The following is an 18,756-nucleotide window of genomic DNA, read 5'->3' as shown; positions in this document are numbered from 1 at the left end:
ACGGATCCGGGTCCCGTGGGCGTCAATCTTGCGTTAAGAAAGGGCCGCCCGGAGCGGCGCACACCTCAAGAAGCGGAGGCCCGGCGGCCGGTGGGCGCGCCCGGTGGCATCGGGAAGGCGCGGCCGCGGCCTCGTGGAGCGGACACCGAGCGTCATCTCGTACGACACCTCCATGCTGCCCCGCCGGAGGCCGGGCCGCAGCCGCAGCGGGCGGGAACGGTCCCCGGACGCGGGGCCGGGCGGCGGCGGAAGGGCGCGCCGGGCGGGCCTCACAGGTCCCGGGTGTCCATGCGCAGGTGCCAGGTGTTGCGCCGGTGGACGGAGACCAGGTCCGACTCCAGCGGCGACGGCGGCACCGCGAGGACCGGGCAGACCGCGTGCGTGAGGCAGTGCCGGGTGACCCGGCCGGAGAAGGCCCGCTGCAGCCCCCGCCGGCCCGCGCCGACCACCAGCACGTCGTCCTCCCGGTCCGCGGTCGCCACCAGGGCCCTGCCGGGTGTGCCGCGCACGATCGCCGCGTGCATGGCGACCCCCGGTCCGTCCTCGCCGAAGATCTCGTCGAGCACCGAGGCGAGCCGCTGCTTGGCCAGCCGCTGCCACTCGTCGAGCAGCAGGTCGGCGGCCGGACCGTGGTGTGCGGCGGGATCGCCGCCAGGCGGCTCCCAGGCCAGCACCGGCCACAGCTCGGCCCCCAGTCGCCGGGCCAGCGCGGTGGCCCGGCGCAGGGCCGTGACGCTGCCCAGGGAGCCGCTCACGCCGACCACCACGCGGGGGGTCGCCCAGGCGTCGTAACGGGACATGGCTCCACCGTTCCTCACGGGTGCCCGTGGTCCCCTCGCGCGGACCGGGTCAGGCCGCGCGGGGGCCCGTCTTCCATCCCACTCCCGAACGCGGGATTCGACCAGCCGGAGAAGACGAATCCGAAGGAGCCGTGCTCCCGAAGTGCATGAGATTCGAGGGGCAGGTTCGAAACTTTCGACGACCTGTGAGGTGTACAGGCGTACGGGCGTGAATGCGGACGTAGCAGGCGGAGGGCCGCGGGGCCTTCGACTGGTTCGACTGCGAGCCGCGAGCCGGTGCGCGAGACCTTGACGCTCCCCACGCGCCTTCCTAGAGTCGCCGTTCGGAACGTTCGGGATTCAGAGCGAATGTTTCGATCCATTTCAGCGTGCCGACCGGTCCGGTGGTCGACGGTGGGCCCTGATTTCCTTCTTCCTCTTCTCGCCGAGACCCTCTCCGAAGCATCTCCGAAGCAACTCCGAACGTTTCGAAGGAGCGCATGATGGGCGACCCTGTACTGTCCCGACGCGGCTTCCTGGCCGCATCCGTCGCCGCCGGCCTCGGCGCGACCGCGCTCAGCGGCTGCGGCGGCGACTCGGACGGGGGGTCGTCCTCGGGGACGACCACGATCGAGTGGTGGAACATCTCGACCACGCAGCCGACCAAGACCGTCTGGGCCGCTCTCGCCAAGAAGTTCGAGGCGCGCAACCCCAAGGTCAAGCTGAAGATCGTCCAGCTCGAGAACGACGCCTACAAGTCCAAGATGACCGCGCTGACCGCCTCGGGGAAGCTGCCGGACGTCTTCCACACCTGGGGCGGCGGCGTGCTGAAGCAGCAGGTCGCCGCGGGGCTCGTCGAGGACCTCACGAGCGGCACCAAGCCCTGGGCCGACACCCTGCTGCCGGTCGCCGGACAGCCGTACCTGCTGGACGGCAAGGTGTACGGCATCCCGTTCGACATCGGCATGATCGGCTTCTGGTACAACAAGTCGCTCTTCCGGAAGGCCGGCATCACCACGCCCCCGACCACCTGGAGCGGCTTCCTCGACGCCGTGCGGAAGCTGAAGTCCGCCGGGATCACCCCGCTCGCCCTCGCGGGCAAGGAGAAGTGGCCCGGCATGTACTACTGGGCCTACCTCGCGATGCGCACCGCAGGCGTCGACGCGCTCCGCGAGGCAGGCGACAGCAAGGACTTCACCCGACCCGGGTTCGTCGCGGCCGGACAGCACCTCAAGGAACTGGCAGCCCTCGGCCCCTTCCAGAAGGGCTTCCTCGGCGCCGCCTACTCCACGCCCACCGGCCAGGCCGCAACCGTCGGCAACGGCAAGGCGGCGATGGAGCTGATGGGCCAGTGGGCCCCGGTGGTGGAGGCCGACGCGGGCAAGGGGCTCGGTGCCGACCTCGGCTTCTTCCCCTTCCCCGAGGTCGAGGGAGGCAAGGGGAAGATCACCGAGGTGTTCGGCGGAGGCGGCGGCCACGCCCTGCGCAAGGGCGCACCACAGGCCGCCGTCGACTTCCTGAAGTTCTTCGCCAGCGAGACCACCGACCGCGAACTCGTCAGGAAGACCGGGGTGCTGCCGGTCGTCCCGGCCGCCGAGGACGTCCTCACCGACCCCAACCTCAAGGCGGTGCAAGCGCAGTTGAAGGCCGCCACCGGCTTCCAGCTCTACCTCGACCAGGCCTACGCACCCGCCGTCGGCCAGGAGGTCAACGACAGCGTGGCCGCGCTGATCGCCGGCTCCAAGTCGCCCGCGCAGGTCACCCAGTCCATCACCAGGACCGCCAAGGAAGAGCAGTAGCCGCGATGACCACCACCTTCCTCACCGGCGAGCGCGGCGGACCCGCCCTCGACCGGCCGCCCCCGGCCGCCGACGCGGCCAGGGAGCGGGCGCGGCGGCGCACGCTGCACCGGCTCACCGCGGTCGCCTTCCAACTGCCCGCGCTGGTGCTCTTCACCGGGCTCGTGCTGCTGCCCATGCTGTTCGCCCTGTACGCCGCGTTCTTCCGCTGGGGCGGCTTCGGCATGCCCTCCGACTACACGGGCGCGGACAACTTCACCCGGCTCTTCCAGGACCCGGTCTTCCTCGGCGACCTGTGGCGCTGCCTGCTCCTGGTGGTGCTCTCGCTCGCGCTCCAGCTGCCGTTCGCGCTCGCCATGGCGGTCCTGCTCAACCAGCGGCTGCGCGGCCGCGCGGTCTACCGGATGCTGTTCTTCGCGCCCTACGTCCTGTCCGAGGCCATCACCGGCGTCCTGTTCGGCATGGTCTTCGCCCCCGGCGACGGGCTCGCCGACCACGTCCTGGGCGCCGTCGGGCTCGACGGCCTGGGCGGCGAGTGGTTCGCCGACCCCTCCTGGGTCATGGCGACCCTGTTCCTCGTCATGACGTGGAAGTACTTCGGCTTCCACATGATGCTCTACCTGGCCGGACTCCAGTCCGTCCCGGCCGAGTTGACGGAGGCGGCGCTCATCGACGGGGCGGGCCCCTGGCAGCGCTTTCGCAACGTCACCCTGCCGCTGCTCGCGCCCACCCTGCGGATCAGCGTCTTCCTGTCCGTCATCGGGTCGATCCAGCTCTTCGACCTGGTGTGGGTGGTCACGCAGGGCGGCCCCGACCACCACTCCGAGACGATGGCCGTGACCATGTTCCAGTACGGCTTCAAGCGCTACCAGGCCGGCTACGCCGGCGCGGTCAGCGTGGTCATGTTCGCCGTCTGCCTCGTCTTCGCCCTCGCCTACCAGCGGTTCGCGCTCCGCCGCGACCTCGAAGGGGCCACCACGACCATGAGGGGAGACGGCACATGACCCGGCGAACGGCGCCGGGCCGCCGGACGGCGGGCTCCCGGCGAACGGCGCGCACCCTGCCGCTGCACGCGGTCCTCGTCGCGGTCGGTGCGCTGATGGCCCTACCCCTGCTGTACGCCGTCCTGTCCGGCTTCAAGTCCACCGACGAGCTGTCCCGCAACCCGTTCGGGCTGCCCGGCCGGTGGCGGACCGGCAACTACACCGGCATCCTCGGCTCGGGCGACTTCTGGCGGCTCCTCGGCAACAGCACACTGATCGCCGTGGCCACGACCGTCCTGGTGGTGGCCGTGTCCGCCCTCGCCGCCTTCTCCTTCGCCCGGTTCGCCTTCCGTGGGCGCGAGGTGCTGTTCACCTTCTTCACGATGGGGCTGATGTTCCCCTTCGCGGTGGCGGCCCTGCCCCTCTTCCTGCTCCTGCGCTCCCTGGGCCTGCTGGACAACCCGCTCGGTGTGATCCTCCCGCAGGCCGCCTTCGGGCTGCCGATGACGATCATCATCCTGCGGGGCTTCTTCCGGCAGATCCCCGGTGAGCTGGAGGAGGCCGCCACGCTCGACGGGTGCGGCGCCTTCGGTTTCTTCTGGCGGGTGCTGCTGCCCATGGCCAGGCCCGCGCTGGGCACCGTCTCGGTGCTGGCCGTCGTCACGAGCTGGAACAACTTCTTCCTGCCGCTGCTGGTCTTCACCGACAGCGGCTGGTGGACCCTGCCCATCGGCGTCCAGCAGTTCCAGGGCCAGTACTCGGCGGAGTACGCGCGGGTCTTCGCCTACCTCGTGCTCGCCATGGTCCCCGCCCTGGCTTTCTACGCGGTCGCCGAGCGCCAGCTCGTCGGCGGCCTCACCGCCGGCGCCACCAAGGGCTGAACGTGCGGACACGGACCGTAGCGGACCCCGGACACGCGTCGGGGCCGGTGCGCACCGAGATCGTGCGGCCGGCCCCTGTGGGTCACGGGCGGTACGGCGGACCGCCCGGGTCACCGCTCAGGCGGCGGTCATCACCCGGTCCGCGCCCAGCGGGCGGTGCGGGGCGATGACACGGCCGTCGGGGAGCAGCTCACCGGTGTCCTCGAAGAGCAGGACGCCGTTGCACAGCAGGCTCCACCCCTGCTCCGGGTGGTGCGCCGCGAGGCGGGCGGACTCCCGGTCGGCGGACTCGGCTGAGGGACACGGTGGCTGGTGCTGGCACATGGGTGGGATCTCTCGCTCGGTCGTGGTCATTCCGTCCCCCGTGGTGATAGTCGGTCGGAACCCAGTGTTGCCCTCTGGGCGTCGTTCCGCAGGGATTTCGCGGCACCGCTTCTCACAGGTTCATGACGCGTCACCCTGCCGGACGGTTCATCTCAACAGCACTGTCCCTTTGGGTGGTTCGTAGTGGCCGGATAGGGCTAGTCCGGTCGAGGAAGATTCTTTTTCGGCCTCGTCGGAGCGGATGATTGCTCGTACGAGCGCAATCTCGGCGGCCGGTGCCGGAAAAACGGCAGTACCCCGCTTCCCGGACGAGAAGCGGGGTACGCGAGCCGCCGGTCAGGCAGGTGAACCGAGCAGTTTGACGGGAGAAGCCCGATGGGTCAGCACCGGAAGCAATTCGGCCACCCGGTGCGGGCGGTGGGACGAGATGCCGGGCGGCGCCGGGGCCAGCGGCACGAGCAGGTCGGTGGCGGCCGGGTGGCCCTCGGTCGCCTCGGCGGTCACGTCGCCGTGCAGCCACAGCGTGAGCATGTACAGCCCCGGGACCGACAGCAGCCTCGGCTGGTAGGGCTGTTGCAGCGCCTCGGCCTGCTGCACGGCGCGTTCGGTCGAGGCGATGTAAGGGCCCTCGAAGAAGTGCGAGAAGGCCCAGCCGTCGGGTGTCAGCATGGTGTCGGCCGCGGCCACCGCCCGGTCGCCGCAGCGGATCAGGAAGCGCCAGCCGGCCAGCCGCGTCGCCGACAGGCCCTGTGCGGTGATCCGGTCCAACACGTATACGGGAAGCGGGAGTTCGGGTGTCGCCGGCCCCTGCGCCGCGCGCAGGGAGGGGGTTCGGGCTTCACGGACCGCGGTGGGGGAACCGAGGGCCGTGAGGACGGAGCGCAGTGCGGGCGCGGGGGCAGGGGGCACGTGCAGCGGCATGGTGGGTCGCCTCTCGTTCGACAGGCGCGGCGGCGCGAGGGAGGTGGGGCGGACGGCGCTGTCTGCTCACGGGGTGGCCTGAGAGGTGGGGACCCGGACCGCTGGACGTGGGTGCGGCTGAAGCCTGCCGCCCGTCACCTTGACGGCAGGAACACGACAGAAACCGGGGACCACGGGCGCCAACCTTAGGCCTTGTCCGCGAAGTTTATACGACACGTGTTCACACGATGTTTCGTCTATCGCATTGCGGTCGACCGGGCAAGGCTCTATTCAGCCGCGGATTCGCGTATAACATCCCGATTTCCCGCCGGGGCGGGCGCCGCTGACCTCGTAATACGAGGCCACCGCGGTCGGCCGAATGTCGTCGGCGTTTTTCACGAGGCGATCGGGGCACCCGAAGTTGCGACTTGCGTCATGCCCCGTGAATGTGCCGCGGGGAACATTCAGACAGCTTAGCGGGCGCCGGGCCCCCGCGGGACGTTATCGATCGCTTCCGCTGGGCATCATCCCAACCGGACCCGGGACCCCGGCGGCCGGATCTGCGGCCCGCCCATCCAAGGAGGGACACTTAGATGGGGGAGAAGGTCGTGGCAGGGCAGTTCGACCTGTCCGATCGCCAGCGCTACCGCGAAAAGCTCCACACGTGCCTGGCGGGGCTCGAGCGGCTGCTGGTCGAGAAGCGGTTCGACCGAGCCAAGAACCTCATGGGCGTCGAGATCGAATTGAATCTCGCCGGCCCCGACGGCATGCCGAGAATGTTGAACGGGCAGGTTCTGGAGCGCATCGCGAGCCGCGATTTCCAAACCGAGCTCGCCATGTTCAATCTGGAAGTGAACATCGCCCCGCACCGGCTGGGCGGCAGGGTTTTCGACCGGCTCGCGGAGGAACTGCGCACCTCCCTGGCGTACGCCGACCGCAAGGCCGGTGAAGTGGACGCCGGAATCGTGATGATCGGCATCCTGCCCACGCTCGACCGCGACGACCTGGTCTCCTCCAACCTTTCCGAGGTGGACCGCTACACCCTGCTCAACGACCAGATCGTGGCCGCGCGCGGTGAGGACTTCCGCCTCGACATCGACGGTGTCGAGCACCTGACCTGCACCTCGAAATCCATCGTCCCGGAGGCCGCCTGCACCTCCGTGCAGCTGCACCTCCAGGTCACCCCGTCGCGCTTCGCCGACGTGTGGAATGCGGCCCAGGCGGCCTGCGCGGCGCAGATCGCCGTCGGCGCCAACTCGCCGTTCCTGTTCGGGCACGAACTGTGGCGGGAGTCGCGGCCCCCGCTGTTCCTGCAGGCCACCGACACCCGCCCGCCGGAGCTCCAGGCCCAGGGCGTCCGGCCGCGCACCTGGTTCGGCGAGCGGTGGATCTCCTCCGCGCAGGAGCTGTTCGAGGAGAACCTGCGCTTCTTCCCGGCGCTGCTGCCGATCTGCTCCGACGAGGAGCCGCTGGAGGTCCTCGACGCCGGCGGCATTCCCCGGCTCGCCGAGCTGGTCCTGCACAACGGCACGGTCTACCGCTGGAACCGGCCCGTCTACGACGTCGCGGACGGCGTTCCGCACCTGCGCGTGGAGAACCGGGTGCTGCCGGCCGGGCCGACCATCATCGACGTGATCGCCAACGCGGCCTTCTACTACGGTTTGGTGCGCGCGCTGGCCGAGGAGTCCCGGCCGGTGTGGACCCGGCTGCCCTTCGAGGCCGCCGAGGCCAACTTCGACGCGGCGTGCCGGCACGGCATCGACGCGCGGTTCGTCTGGCCGCGCCGCGGACGCTACGGCGGCACCGGCGAGGTGGACGCGGTCACCCTGGTCCGCGACGAACTGCTGCCGCTGGCCGCGGCGGGCCTGGACGCCTGGGGCGTGGAGGCCGCCGACCGCGACCTCTACCTCGGCGTCATCGAGGAGCGCTGCCGACGCCGGGTGAACGGCGCGTCCTGGCAGGCGGCCACCTTCCACCGGGCCCTGGAGCAGGGCCTGAGCCGGCAGGCCGCGCTGGCCGCGACCACCCGCCGCTACGCCGAGCTGATGCACGTGGGGGAGCCGGTCCACACCTGGCCGGTGGGCCTGCCCGAACCGGTGCCGCTGGGCTGAGCGCCCGGCGGGCCCGTTCCGCGGAGGAGGCCCGAGGAGGTCCGAGGAGGTCCGAGGAGGTCCTGGAGAGGTTCGAGGGGGCCCGGGTCGACATCGACCCGGGCCCCCTCGGCCCGTTGCCGTGGTGGCCGCGGCGTGGAGGCCGGGCCCGGGCAAGCGGCTCCCGGCTCGATCCGGCATGCTGTGTCCTCGCAGGTCCGGACCGAAGGCAGGAGTGCACGTGGAGGCTGACCCGCTGGCCGTCGCTCACCCGCGGGAGCCGTTCCCGCGGCGCGTCCTCCGCGACGAGACGCTGCTCGTGCTGGCGCTCTCGCTCGGTGCGAGCGGGGTGTCCGCGCTGATCAGCTTCATCGGCTCGGTCACCAAACCGGGCGGGCTCAAGGACCAGGCGGCCACCCTGAACGCCTCGGCCGCGCCCGGCCGTCCCTGGCTCGACCTCGCCTGGCAGCTGTTCGGCATCGCCAGCGCCCTGGTCCCCGTGTTCCTGGTGGCCCACCTGCTGCTGCGCGAGGGCCAGAGCCTGCGCACCCTCGGCTTCGACCGCACCCGCCCGTGGCCCGACCTCGGCCGGGGCGCCGCCGTGGCCGCCGTGATCGGGAGCACCGGGATCGCCTTCTACCTGGTGGCGCGCGGCCTCGGCTTCAACCTCACCGTGGTCCCCGAGGCGCTGCCCGACGTCTGGTGGAAGTTCCCGGTGCTGATCCTCTCCGCGCTGCAGAACGCGATCCTCGAGGAGGTCATCGTCGTCGGCTATCTGCTGCGCAGGCTGGGGCAGTTGGGCTGGACGCCGGGGACCGCGCTGGTGGCCAGTGCGGTCCTGCGCGGCTCGTACCACCTCTACCAGGGCATCGGCGGTTTCCTCGGCAACATGGTCATGGGCGTGGTGTTCGTCCTGCTCTACCGCCGCTGGCGCCGGGTCGGACCGCTGGTCGTCGCGCACTCGCTGCTCGACATCGGCGCCTTCGTCGGCTACGCCCTGCTCGCGGGCAAGGTGGGCTGGCTGCCCACGGCCTGAGCGCCCGTCCGCCACCCGGCCCGGCGGCGTGCCCCGCCGTCGCTCAGGCGAGCAGGTCGCCCTCGATGACCGTGACCGCGCGGCCGGTCAGCAGGGTGCGGTCGCCGCGCAGCCCGGTGCGGACCAGGCCGCTGCGCGGTGACGCCTGCAGACCCACGAGGTCGTCCCGGCCCAGCCGCGCGGACCAGTGCGGGGCGAGCGCGGTGTGGGCGCTTCCGGTGACCGGGTCCTCGTCGATGCCGACGTTCGGGAAGAAGCACCGGGACACGAAGTCGTGGCCGAGCGAGGGGTCGTCGGCGCGGGCCGTGGCGATGACCCCGCGCGAGGAGTGCGCCGTCAGTGCCTTGTGGTCGGGGGCGAGCTCGAGGACCGTCCGCTCGTCGGCCAGTTCCACCAGCAGGTCGCCGACGTTCGGCCCGGTGTCGTAGGCGACGACGGGCTCGGCGCCCAGCGCCTCGGCGAGCCCTTCGGGAAGCTCCACGGCGGTGAGCGGCGCGGTGGGGAAGTCCATGGTGATCCAGCCGTCCGCGCCGGGCGTGGCGACGAGGACCCCGCTGCGGGTCGCGAACCGCACCGGTCCCTCGTGGGCGCCGGTGGTGTGCAGGACGTGGGCGGTGGCGAGGGTCGCGTGACCGCACATCGCGACCTCGGTGACGGGGGTGAACCAGCGCAGCGCCCAGTCCGCGTCGCCGCCCTCGGGCAGCCGGTGTGCGAACGCCGTCTCGGCGTGGTTGACCTCCATGGCCACGTTCTGGAGCCAGTCGTCGTCCGGGAAGACGTCGTCCAGCAGCATGACCCCGGCGGGGTTGCCGGCGAAGGGGCGGTCGGTGAAGGCGTCGACGATTCGAATGCGCATGGCGCAGACGCTAGAGCGGCGGCGGGCCGCTGACCAAGGCCAATCGGCCACCCCTGGACCGATTTCGCCGCTCCTGCGCTCCGCGGGTGCCCAGCTTCGGCAAAGGGCCTTGTCATCCGAACAGTACCGATATATCGTCGAGACATCGCGTAAGAGACGCGACCGGTACGTGACTGATCAACGATGGAATGGAGTGATCGCGATGCGTTCCCACGGATACGAGCGTGGACATCGTCACGACGGCCCGGGCCCGCGCGGCCGGGGCGGATTCGGTGGCTTCGGCGGCTTCGAGGGCCGCCGGGCCGCCTTCGGACCCTTCGGCCCCGGAGGGCCGGGCTTCGGTCCCGGCGGTCCCGGTGGTCCCGGATTCGGGCCCGGCTTCGGCCCGGGGCCCTGGGGGCCACGTGGACGCGGCGGACCGCGGGGGAGGGCGCGGCGCGGCGATGTGCGCGCCTCGATCCTCGCCCTGCTCAGGGACCGGCCGATGCACGGCTACGAGATGATCCAGGAGATCGCCGAGCGCAGCGGCGGCGCGTGGAAGCCGAGCCCCGGCTCGGTCTACCCGACCCTCCAGCTGCTGGAGGACGAGGGTCTGATCGCCAGTGAGAGCGAGGGCGGCAAGAAGCTGTTCGCCCTCACGGAGGCCGGGCGCGCCGCGGCCGAGGAAGGCCCGGAGGCGCCCTGGGAGGAGGCCTCGCGCGGGGTCGACTGGGAGGCGCTCGGTGAGGTCCGGCAGGCCGGCTTCGGTCTGATGCAGGCGTTCGGGCAGGTGTGGAACACCGGCACGAAGGAGCAGCGCGAGAAGGCGCTGGCCGTCGTCAACGAGGCCCGCAAGAAGCTGTACCTCATCCTGGCCGACGAGCACTGACATGCACTGAGGCCGTACGGACCGGGTGAAGGCGCCCCGGCGAAGGCGCCCCGCGGAGACTCCGCGGGGCGCCTTCGCGTGTCCGGGCCCGGGTGACAGGTGTTGGTCCGGCTCCGGTCGCAGGCTCAGGTCACGAGACCGTCCAGCTTGCGCAGCGACTCGTTCAGCGCGGCCGTCGCCGAGTCCTTGAGCTTGCCGGCCATCAGGGAGACCGCGGCACCGGTGAATTCGCCGTCTATGCGGAGCGTCGTCGTGTCGCCGTCCGGGGTGAGTGTGTAGCGGGTGGCGACGGTCACCGCCATCGGGCCCTTGCCGCGGATGGCGAGCACCCTGGCCGGTTCCAGCTCCTCGATGGTCCAGTCGACCTCCGCCGGGAAGCCCATGAGCTTCATGTTCTCCTGGAAGGTCCCGCCCACCGCGAGATCCTCGGGTCCGCCCTTGGGGAAGCTGGTGTGGGTCGCGTTCCACTCGCCGTACGACGACCAGTCGGTGAGCCGGGTCCACACCTGCTCGGCGGGTGCCTGGATGCGTGCCTCGGCGCTGACTTCGGCCATGCGACCACCCCTTCGTCTCGGGCTACGGTGTCGCGGAACGTAGCCGCAGGGCCTCGAACATTCAATACTGATGAGCCGTCAGGAATGGCCCTTCCCGGCCTGATCTCCTCCCCAAGGATGAGATTCCGCGCGGCGGCGTCCACTCTGTGCGGGACGCGGAAATGGTTCCCCTCGTGGATGACCGGGGCCGCCGGGGCTGGTGAGGTGGAGGGCGTGCAACACCGTGTAACCCGTCAGCCCGCCGGTGAGCAGGGCGGACCGCGCCCCGACGACGACGCCGGACTCAGTGCCGAGCTGGTCGCGGTGGTCGCCGGTGCCCGCCGTCGTGCGGTGCGGGACGGGGACCGGCAGATCGACACCGCCCACCTGCTCCACTCGCTCCTGGAGTCCGACCCCGAGGTCCGCTCCGTCGTCGGCGACGCCCCGCAGCTCGCCCGCCTGCTCGGCTACCTCGTGCAGCGCAGCATCGGCTACGGACTGCGCTGGCAGGGCACCGTGGAGGATTCCGGCGCCCTCCCCGTCGTACCGGACCCGGCCCTGTACGGCGGCGATTCGCGGGAGGCGGGGGCCTGGTCGCCCGCCGCGGCCGTCGCCATGGAGGACGCCCGGCGCCGCGCCCGGCGGCGCACCGGGGCGCGGGCCGGCGGCCCCGACCTGCTCGCCGCGCTCGTCACGGACCCGGGGTCCCGGGCCGTCGAGGTCCTGGAGCGCGCCGGTATCCCCGCCCGTGAGCTGCGGGCCCGGATCGAAGGGGCCGGGATCGAAGGGCCTGGGATCGGCGGGGCCGGGATCGAAGGGTCCGGGATCGGTGGGGCCGGGACCGAAGGGTCCGAGGAGGAGTACGCGGGGGACCGGGGAGCCGTCGGCTGACCCCGCCCGGCCGCGTGCCGGACCCGGCCGGGCGGCCCTCCGGCCTGTCCATCTCCTGAGACAGGTGTCAACGGGGATGACGCTCCTGTCGTCCCCTGTCATCATGTGCCGGTGCATACGTCTGGAAGCAGTCAGGGCAGTCACGGCAGGGGTGCCGGGCTCGGACTCGCGCTCGCCTCGGCGCTGGCCTTCGGTGGGTCGGGAGTGGCGGCCAAGCCGCTGATCGAAGCGGGCCTCGACCCGCTGCACGTGGTGTGGCTCAGGGTCGCGGGCGCCGCCGTGGTGATGCTGCCGCTGGCGGTCAGGCACCGCGCCCTGCTGCGCCGCCGCCCCGCGCTGCTCGCCGGCTTCGGACTGCTCGCCGTCGCCGGTGTCCAGGCCTGCTACTTCGCCGCCCTCTCCCGGATCCCGGTCGGGGTGGCGCTGCTCGTCGAGTACCTGGCCCCCGCGCTCGTGCTCGGCTGGGTGCGCTTCGTGCAGCGGCGGCCCGTCTCGCGCGCGGCCGCCCTCGGCGTGGTCCTCGCCGCCGGAGGGCTGGCCTGCGTGGTCGAGGTGTGGTCCGGGCTGAGCTTCGACCCGCTCGGGCTGCTGCTCGCGCTCGGCGCCGCCTGCTGCCAGGTCGGCTACTTCGTCCTCGCCGACCAGGGCAGCGAGGCGGGCGAGGAGGCGCCGGACCCGCTCGGCGTCATCGCCTACGGCCTGCTCGCCGGCGCCGTCGTGCTGACCGTGGTGGCCCGCCCCTGGACCATGGACTGGTCGGTCCTGGCCGGCCCCGCGCAGCTGAATGGCACCGCCGTCCCCGCCCTCGCCCTGCTGGCCTGGATCGTTTTGGTCGCCACGGTCGTCGCGTACATCACCGGCGTGCTCTCGGTGCGGCGGCTGTCCCCGCAGGTCGCGGGCGTCGTCGCCTGCCTGGAGGCGGTCATCGCGACCGTGCTCGCCTGGGTCCTGCTCGGCGAGCACCTGTCGGCCCCCCAGGTGCTGGGCGGCGCCGTCGTCCTCGCCGGCGCGTTCATCGCCCAGTCCTCCACCCCCGCCAAGGGCTCCTCCGGGCCGGTCGCCACGGGCGGCGCGGAACGCGAACTGTCCGCCCGGGGCACCGCGGCGTGACCCGAGTTCCGGCCGACGGACCTCACCCCCGGACCCGGAGGCGGGGGCGGCCGGTGGAGGCCGCCGTCGGACACCGCCTGGGCATCGCGGCCGGTCAGAGGGCCGACAGATAGCCCGGCGTCTCGATGCCCGCGCCCAGGTCGGCGTTGTCGATCGGGGTGTCGTAGCCCTTGCGGAGCGGGACGACGCCGGCCCAGTGCGGCAGGGCGAGGTCCTCGGGCTCGTCGTTCGCGCCGCCCGTGCGGATCTTCGCGGAGACCTCGTCGAGGTCGAGGCGGATCACCGCGGTGGCCGCGAGCTCCTTCTTGTTCGCCGGCCGGGAGTCGGCCGACCTGCCCGGCACCACGTGGTCCACCAGGGCGTCCAGGGCCAGCCTGCGCTCCTCGGGGTCGGAGACCTCGTGCGCGATGCCGTGCACCATCACGGAGCGGTAGTTGATCGAGTGGTGGAAGGCCGAGCGCGCCAGCACCAGCCCGTCGACGTGGGTGACCGTCAGGCACACCTCCAGGCCCGGGTCGGCCACGCCGGTCATCCGCAGCGGGCGCGAACCGGTCGACCCGTGCACGTAGAGCCGTTCGCCGACCCGGCCGTACAGGGTGGGCAGCACCACGGGCGCCCCGTCGCGCACGAACCCGAGGTGGCAGACGTAGCCCTCGTCGAGTATCGCGTGCACCACGTCCCGGTCGTACGACGCCTTCTCCGCGGAACGCGTGGGCACCGTGCGGTCGGTCGGGGTGTAGGCGGCGGACGGCGGCGGAGTTTCCTGAGTGCCCTGCATGGCGATCTCCATTGCACTAGTGCATAATTATTTTTGTGCTAGGAGAGTATCCGATCCAGGGACAGGGCGCAGCCGAGATCGCGGCCAGCGTCGAGCGCGCGGTCGGTGCCGGGGAGCTGGAACCCGGCCAACCGCTGCCCCCCATGCGGGAGTTGGCGACCCTGCTCGGGGTGAACCCGAACACCGTGGCCGCCGCCTACCGCACCCTGCGCGAACGCGGGGTGATCGAGACCGCCGGTCGCCGGGGCAGCCGGATCCGGCCCAAGCCGGCCACGACCGGCCGTGAGCAGATCCGGGTGGACGTGCCCGAGGGCGTACGGAACGTGGCCGACGGCAATCCGGACCCCGCCCTGCTGCCGGGCCTCGCGGACGCGTTCGCCGCGGCCGCGGCCCAGGGCGACCGGGAGCCGGTGCTGTACGGGCACGCCCCCGTGGAACCCGAGCTGACCCGTATGGCCCGCACCGCGCTGGACGCCGACGGGGTGCCGGACGGCACCGTCTCGGTGGCCTCCGGCTCCCTGGACGCGGTCGAGCGGGTGCTCGCCGCGCACCTCCGACCGGGCGACCCGGTGGCCGTCGAGGACCCCGGCTGGGGCAGTCTGCTCGACCTGGTGTCCGCGCTCGGCTTCCGCACGGTCCCGGTGGGCGTGGACGACGAGGGGCCGCGCCCGGACGACGTCCGCGCGGCGCTGCGGTCCGGGGCGCGCGCCCTGGTCGTCACCGACCGGGCGCAGAACCCGACCGGCGCGGCGCTGACCGCACCTCGCGCGCGTGCGCTGCGATCCGTGCTCGCGGAACATCCGGAGACACTGCTGATCGAGGACGACCACGGGCACGGGATCGTCGACCTTCCGCTGCACCCGCTCGCCGGGGTCACCCGCCACTGGGCCTTCGTGCGCTCCGTGGCCAAGGCGTGGGGGCCCGATCTGCGCCTCGCCGTGTTCACCGGGGACGCCGTCACCCTGGACCGGGTGCGCGGGCGGCAGCGCCTCGGACCCGGCTGGGTGAGCCGGATCCTCCAGCGGGCCGTGGTGCGCCTGTGGGCCGACGGCGCGGTGGACACGCGCGCGGTGGCGGCGTCGTACGGCGCCCGCCGTGACGCCCTGATCGAGGCGCTGGCCGAGCGCGGAGTGGTGGCGCACGGTCGCAGCGGGATGAACGTGTGGGTGCCCGTCCCCGACGAGACGGGCGCGGTGGCCCGGCTCCTGCACGGCGGCTGGGCGGTCACCCCGGGCGCCCGCTTCCGCATCGGTTCGCCGCCCGGCATCCGGGTCACGATCTCGGCGCTGGCCGTCCAGGACGCCGCCCCACTGGCCGAGGCGGTGGCGGCGGCGATCCGCCCGACCCCGGCGCGGACGTACGTGTAGTGCGGCACGCAGGTGCCTCCGGCCGGGCTTCCGGTGTGCGGTGCGGCACGCAGGTGCCTCCGGCCGGGCTTCCGGTGTGCGGTGCGGCACGAAGGTACGTCCGGCCGGGGCCGGGGAGCCGCCGTGCCGGGCCGTGGCACGGCCCCGCCGCCGGCCCGGCGCCGTCCTCAGGCCGTGCCGCGCCTGGGCTTGACCTGGGTGAGTGCCGCGCCCGCGAGGACGATCACCGCGCCCACCGGTGTGGTCCAGTGCAGCGACTCGCCCAGGATCGCCACACCGGCGGCCGTCGCGATGACGGGGATGAAGTACGTGACCATCTGCGCGGTGGTGGGCCCGACCTCGGCGACCAGTCCGTACTGGATGAGTACGGCCAGCCCGGTCCCGAGGGCCCCCAGCGCGGCGATCGCCAGCAGCGGGCCGAAGGAGAAGTGTGCCGGGAAGCCGGTGAACAGCGGGGTCACCACGGCCAGCTGGACCGTGGCCACGAGCAGTTGCGCGCCGGTCATCGACAGATGCGAGTTCCCCGTCCCGGCCAGCGTGCGCCGGACGTAGATCCACCCGACCGGATAGCTCAGCGACGCCAGCAGCGCCATGGCCGTGCCGGTGGCGTCCAGCCCGTGGAAGCCCTGCCAGGCACCCAGCACCGTGAGGACGCCGAGGAAGCCCAGGCCGAGGCCGGCGAACCTGATCCGGGTCGGCCGGTCCTCGGAGAGCGCCACCATGGACAGGGCCATGCCCCACAGCGGTGAGGTGGCGTTGCAGATCCCGGCCAGCGTGGACGGGATCGTCAGCTCCGAGTAGGCGAACAGGGAGAACGGCAGCGCGTTCAGGAAGAACGCGGCGACCGTCAGGTGCGTCCAGGTCCGTGCCCCGCGCGGCAGCCGCTCCCGCTTCACGGCCATGGCGGCCGCCAGTACCGCCGTGCCGAACACGAGCCGGCCCAGGGTGACCTGGAAGGGCGCGTAGCCGTGCGTGCCCACCTTGATCAGCAGGAAGCTGAAGCCCCAGATGAGCGACAGGGCGCCGAAACGCAGACGCCAGTCCAGGCGGGCGCGCGGCCCGGCCGCGGCAGGGGGAGTCGGGGCTGCCACTGCCGCCGGGGCGGCGCAGGCGGCGGCCGAGCCGGCGGCGGAGGAAGGGACGGGGGACTGGCCCGGGGTGGGGGCCGTGGGTGCGGGGACCGTGCTCATGCTCTTTACGATGCTGGAGGCAACCTCTTAGCACAATCGAAATCTTGCACCGGATACCTCTTAGAATCACTTACATGTTGAACCTGGAGCGCCTGCGCACCCTCGACGCCCTCGCCCGGCACGGCTCGGTCAGCGCCGCCGCCGACGCCCTGCACGTCACGACGTCCGCGGTCTCCCAGCAGCTCGGCAAGCTGGAGCGCGAGGTCGGCCAGCGGCTCCTCGCCAAGAACGGGCGGGGCGTACGGCTCACCGACGCGGGACGGCTGCTGTCCGAGCACGCGGCCCGCATCCTGTCGCAGGTGGAGCTCGCCCAGTCCGACCTGGAGGCGCACCGCGGCCAGGTCGTCGGCGAACTGCGCCTCTCGGCGTTCCCGACGGCCGCCCGGGGCCTGTTCCCGGCCGCGCTCGCCGAACTGCGCGGGCGGCACCCCGGGCTACGGGTGCGCTCCAGCGAACTGGAGCCCGAGCAGGGGGTCGCCGGCGTCGTGCGCGGCGACCTCGACCTCGCGGTCGTCCTCGACTGGTACAACAAGCCGATGCCCGTGCCCGACGGCCTGGTCAAGGCTCCCCTGCTGGACGACCCGGCCGACGTCGCCATACCCGCAGGGCACCGGCTCGCGGACCGGGAGGAGGTGGACCTCGCCGAGTTCGCCGAGGACGAGTGGATCACCTGGGGTGAGGGCGAGTTCTGCCACGAGTGGCTGATGTTCACCCTGCGCTCGAAGGGCATCGAACCCCTCGTCGGCCACCGCGCGGGCGAGACCCACACCCAGCTCGGCCTCGTCGCCGCCGGGCTCGGCGTGTGCATCGCACCCCTGCTCGGCCGGCACCCGGTGCCGGACGGCATCGTGCTGGTCCCGCTCGCCCAGCGCGTACGCCGGCACGTCTACGTCGTCTGGCGGGCCGACGCCGACCGCCGCCCCTCGATCCGCGCGGCGGTCGAGGCCCTGCGCACGGCGGCCCAGCGTACGGCGGCCCGGCGACTGGGCTAGGGCCCGGAGCGCCGGGAAGCGTGCCCCGGGAGGCGTGCCCTCGACGGCGGCCCGGCGAGGTGCGTCTGCACGGCGCCCCCGGGAGGTGTGCCCTAGGACGCGCCCAGCTTGCGGAAGTCCCAGGAGACGATCTTCTCCGGGGTCAGCCGGGCCCAGGCGTGCCGGCCGTCGTGCGGCATCTCGTCCAGGCCGAAGTTCTTGCGGGCGAACAGCGTCTCCGCCGTGTCCAGTTCGGCGCACAGCTCACCGGTCCGCGGCACCTCGCCCACGAACTCCACCCGCCCGGACAGCTCGACCCCGCGCAGCTGGTCGTACTCCTCGCCCGAGTCCACCACGACCGCCACCCGGCGATCACGGGTGAGCTGGGCCCAGCGCCTGCTGCGCACCACCGAGTACAGCCACAGCGAGCTGCCGTCCCAGGCGAACCACAGCGCGCTCACGTGCGGCGCGCCGTCCGCCGAGACGGTCGCGACCCGGCAGGTGCGCTGGGTCGTCAGGAATTCGTCCAGCTCGCCGGGCGTCATCATGATCTTCCGGCCCCGGCGCTGCTCCGTGACAGTCATACGGCCCCCTCTTTCTCCCACGTCGTGCCAGAGAACGTCCGTCCTGCGGTGATCCTCTGACATCACGTCAGAAAAAGGAATGGGTCGGCTTCCCCTCGCGCCTCGATCCGGATAGTCTCACCGCCCCCGCACCCCCGCACCCCCGCGACGGGAGGCGCCATGCCGTCGGACGAAGAGCTGCGCGCGCTGCTCGACCCCACGGGGACCGTGCTGCTGACCGTGGAGTGCCAGCGCGGCGTGGTCGGCCCGGACGGCGCGCTGCCCGAACTCGCCCGCGAGGCCCGCTCCTCCGGAGCCCTGCGCAACGTGGCCCGGCTGGTCGCGGCCGCGCACGCCGGCGGGGTGCAGGTGATCCACGCCCTGGCCGAGCGCCGCCCCGACGGCCGCGGCGCCAGCCGCAACGCCCGCCTGTTCCGGGCCGCCGAACGGCTCCCCGTCCAGCAGCTGACCGGGACCACCGCGGTGCGCGTGGCGCCGCCGATCGAGGTCGCCGAGGAGGACCTCGTCGTACGGCGGCTGCACGGGCTGTCCCCGATCCAGGGCACCGAGGTCGACGCCCTGCTGCGCAACCTCGGCTGCCGCACCCTGGTCGTCACCGGTGTCTCGGCCAACGTGGCCATACCCAACGCGGTGTTCGACGCGGTCAACCGCGGCTACACCGCCGTCGTCCCGGCCGACGCGGTCGCCGGCGTGCCCGCCGACTACACGCCCGCGATGATCCGCAACACCCTCGCCCTGGTCGCCACGATCACGACCACCGACCGGGTGCTCGGCTGCCTCGGCCGGCCGGGCCGCCGGGCGTGAGGCGGCCCGCAC

Annotated in this window: 19 protein-coding genes; 11 read left to right on the top strand and 8 right to left on the bottom strand. The window is 72.6% G+C overall.

The window, feature by feature from the left end; genetic code table 11:
• Positions 1–269: 269 nt before the first annotated feature.
• Positions 270–800 carry a universal stress protein gene (locus B446_RS06970; protein WP_020938718.1) on the bottom strand — a complete coding sequence of 177 codons (531 nt, stop codon included), beginning with the start codon at positions 798–800 and terminating at the stop codon, positions 270–272.
• Between the two features lie 482 nt (positions 801–1,282).
• Here B446_RS06970 and B446_RS06965 point away from each other — a divergent pair, with 482 nt between their 5' ends.
• The 3 genes from B446_RS06965 to B446_RS06955 are packed head-to-tail and all read left to right on the top strand — an operon-like array spanning position 1,283 to position 4,442.
• Positions 1,283–2,578 (top strand): extracellular solute-binding protein, encoded by a 1,296-nt coding sequence (locus B446_RS06965; protein WP_020938717.1) that lies wholly within the window; start codon positions 1,283–1,285, stop codon positions 2,576–2,578.
• A 5-nt stretch (positions 2,579–2,583) separates the two neighbouring features.
• Positions 2,584–3,582 carry a carbohydrate ABC transporter permease gene (locus B446_RS06960; RefSeq protein WP_020938716.1) on the top strand — a complete coding sequence of 333 codons (999 nt, stop codon included), beginning with the start codon at positions 2,584–2,586 and terminating at the stop codon, positions 3,580–3,582.
• Positions 3,579–4,442, top strand: coding sequence for a carbohydrate ABC transporter permease (locus tag B446_RS06955; protein WP_020938715.1), 864 nt, complete (start codon positions 3,579–3,581; stop codon positions 4,440–4,442). The genes B446_RS06960 and B446_RS06955 overlap by 4 nt, the downstream gene beginning before the upstream one ends.
• A gap of 117 nt (positions 4,443–4,559) precedes the next feature.
• On the opposite strand, the gene B446_RS06950 is transcribed toward B446_RS06955, so the two are convergent.
• Positions 4,560–4,766, bottom strand: a complete 207-nt coding sequence (locus B446_RS06950) for a DUF5999 family protein (protein ID WP_020938714.1) — start codon at positions 4,764–4,766, stop codon at positions 4,560–4,562.
• Between the two features lie 336 nt (positions 4,767–5,102).
• Positions 5,103–5,687, bottom strand: coding sequence for a hypothetical protein (locus tag B446_RS06945; protein ID WP_020938713.1), 585 nt, complete (start codon positions 5,685–5,687; stop codon positions 5,103–5,105).
• 572 nt (positions 5,688–6,259) lie between these two features.
• Here B446_RS06945 and B446_RS06940 point away from each other — a divergent pair.
• Positions 6,260–7,777, top strand: coding sequence for a hypothetical protein (locus B446_RS06940; protein WP_020938712.1), 1,518 nt, complete (start codon positions 6,260–6,262; stop codon positions 7,775–7,777).
• Between the two features lie 214 nt (positions 7,778–7,991).
• The gene (locus tag B446_RS06935) at positions 7,992–8,792 is read left to right on the top strand and encodes a type II CAAX endopeptidase family protein (protein WP_043474950.1); all 801 of its coding nucleotides are present in this window, start codon (positions 7,992–7,994) and stop codon (positions 8,790–8,792) included.
• A 43-nt stretch (positions 8,793–8,835) separates the two neighbouring features.
• Here the strand turns inward: B446_RS06935 and B446_RS06930 are convergent, their stop codons facing one another.
• Entirely contained in the window at positions 8,836–9,648 is an 813-nt protein-coding gene (locus tag B446_RS06930) for a PhzF family phenazine biosynthesis protein (RefSeq protein WP_020938710.1), read from the bottom strand.
• 202 nt (positions 9,649–9,850) lie between these two features.
• Between B446_RS06930 and B446_RS36890 the strand changes: the two genes are divergently transcribed.
• Positions 9,851–10,516 carry a PadR family transcriptional regulator gene (locus B446_RS36890; RefSeq protein WP_078614884.1) on the top strand — a complete coding sequence of 222 codons (666 nt, stop codon included), beginning with the start codon at positions 9,851–9,853 and terminating at the stop codon, positions 10,514–10,516.
• A 125-nt stretch (positions 10,517–10,641) separates the two neighbouring features.
• Here the strand turns inward: B446_RS36890 and B446_RS06920 are convergent, their stop codons facing one another.
• Complete coding sequence (locus B446_RS06920; RefSeq protein WP_020938708.1) at positions 10,642–11,070, bottom strand: SRPBCC family protein; 429 nt, start codon at positions 11,068–11,070, stop codon at positions 10,642–10,644.
• Between the two features lie 213 nt (positions 11,071–11,283).
• Here B446_RS06920 and B446_RS06915 point away from each other — a divergent pair, with 213 nt between their 5' ends.
• Both B446_RS06915 and B446_RS06910 read left to right on the top strand, forming a co-directional pair.
• Positions 11,284–11,940, top strand: a complete 657-nt coding sequence (locus B446_RS06915; protein WP_043477837.1) for a Clp protease N-terminal domain-containing protein — start codon at positions 11,284–11,286, stop codon at positions 11,938–11,940.
• Positions 11,941–12,045: 105 nt separating this feature from the next.
• Entirely contained in the window at positions 12,046–13,050 is a 1,005-nt protein-coding gene (locus B446_RS06910; protein ID WP_043474947.1) for an EamA family transporter, read from the top strand.
• 94 nt (positions 13,051–13,144) lie between these two features.
• Here the strand turns inward: B446_RS06910 and B446_RS06905 are convergent, their stop codons facing one another.
• Complete coding sequence (locus tag B446_RS06905; RefSeq protein ID WP_043474943.1) at positions 13,145–13,828, bottom strand: pyridoxamine 5'-phosphate oxidase family protein; 684 nt, start codon at positions 13,826–13,828, stop codon at positions 13,145–13,147.
• 35 nt (positions 13,829–13,863) lie between these two features.
• Between B446_RS06905 and B446_RS06900 the strand changes: the two genes are divergently transcribed.
• Positions 13,864–15,195: an aminotransferase class I/II-fold pyridoxal phosphate-dependent enzyme gene (locus B446_RS06900; protein ID WP_043474940.1), complete on the top strand. Its 1,332-nt coding sequence runs from the start codon at positions 13,864–13,866 to the stop codon at positions 15,193–15,195.
• Between the two features lie 167 nt (positions 15,196–15,362).
• Here B446_RS06900 and B446_RS06895 read toward each other — a convergent pair whose 3' ends face one another.
• Positions 15,363–16,385: a DMT family transporter gene (locus B446_RS06895; protein ID WP_020938703.1), complete on the bottom strand. Its 1,023-nt coding sequence runs from the start codon at positions 16,383–16,385 to the stop codon at positions 15,363–15,365.
• Between the two features lie 74 nt (positions 16,386–16,459).
• Here B446_RS06895 and B446_RS06890 point away from each other — a divergent pair, with 74 nt between their 5' ends.
• On the top strand, positions 16,460–17,377 hold the full coding sequence (locus B446_RS06890; protein ID WP_020938702.1) for a LysR family transcriptional regulator: 918 nt from the start codon (positions 16,460–16,462) through the stop codon (positions 17,375–17,377).
• Positions 17,378–17,469: 92 nt separating this feature from the next.
• On the opposite strand, the gene B446_RS06885 is transcribed toward B446_RS06890, so the two are convergent.
• On the bottom strand, positions 17,470–17,940 hold the full coding sequence (locus B446_RS06885) for a pyridoxamine 5'-phosphate oxidase family protein (RefSeq protein WP_020938701.1): 471 nt from the start codon (positions 17,938–17,940) through the stop codon (positions 17,470–17,472).
• 159 nt (positions 17,941–18,099) lie between these two features.
• On the opposite strand from B446_RS06885, the gene B446_RS06880 reads away from it, so the two are divergent.
• Positions 18,100–18,744, top strand: a complete 645-nt coding sequence (locus tag B446_RS06880) for a cysteine hydrolase (RefSeq protein ID WP_020938700.1) — start codon at positions 18,100–18,102, stop codon at positions 18,742–18,744.
• Positions 18,745–18,756: the final 12 nt, after the last annotated feature.

Origin of the sequence: Streptomyces collinus Tu 365 (assembly GCF_000444875.1) — a bacterium.
Lineage (GTDB): Bacteria > Actinomycetota > Actinomycetes > Streptomycetales > Streptomycetaceae > Streptomyces > Streptomyces collinus_A.
The sequence above is the reverse complement of the archived record's forward strand: the minus strand, read 5'-3'. Positions and strand labels throughout refer to the sequence as shown.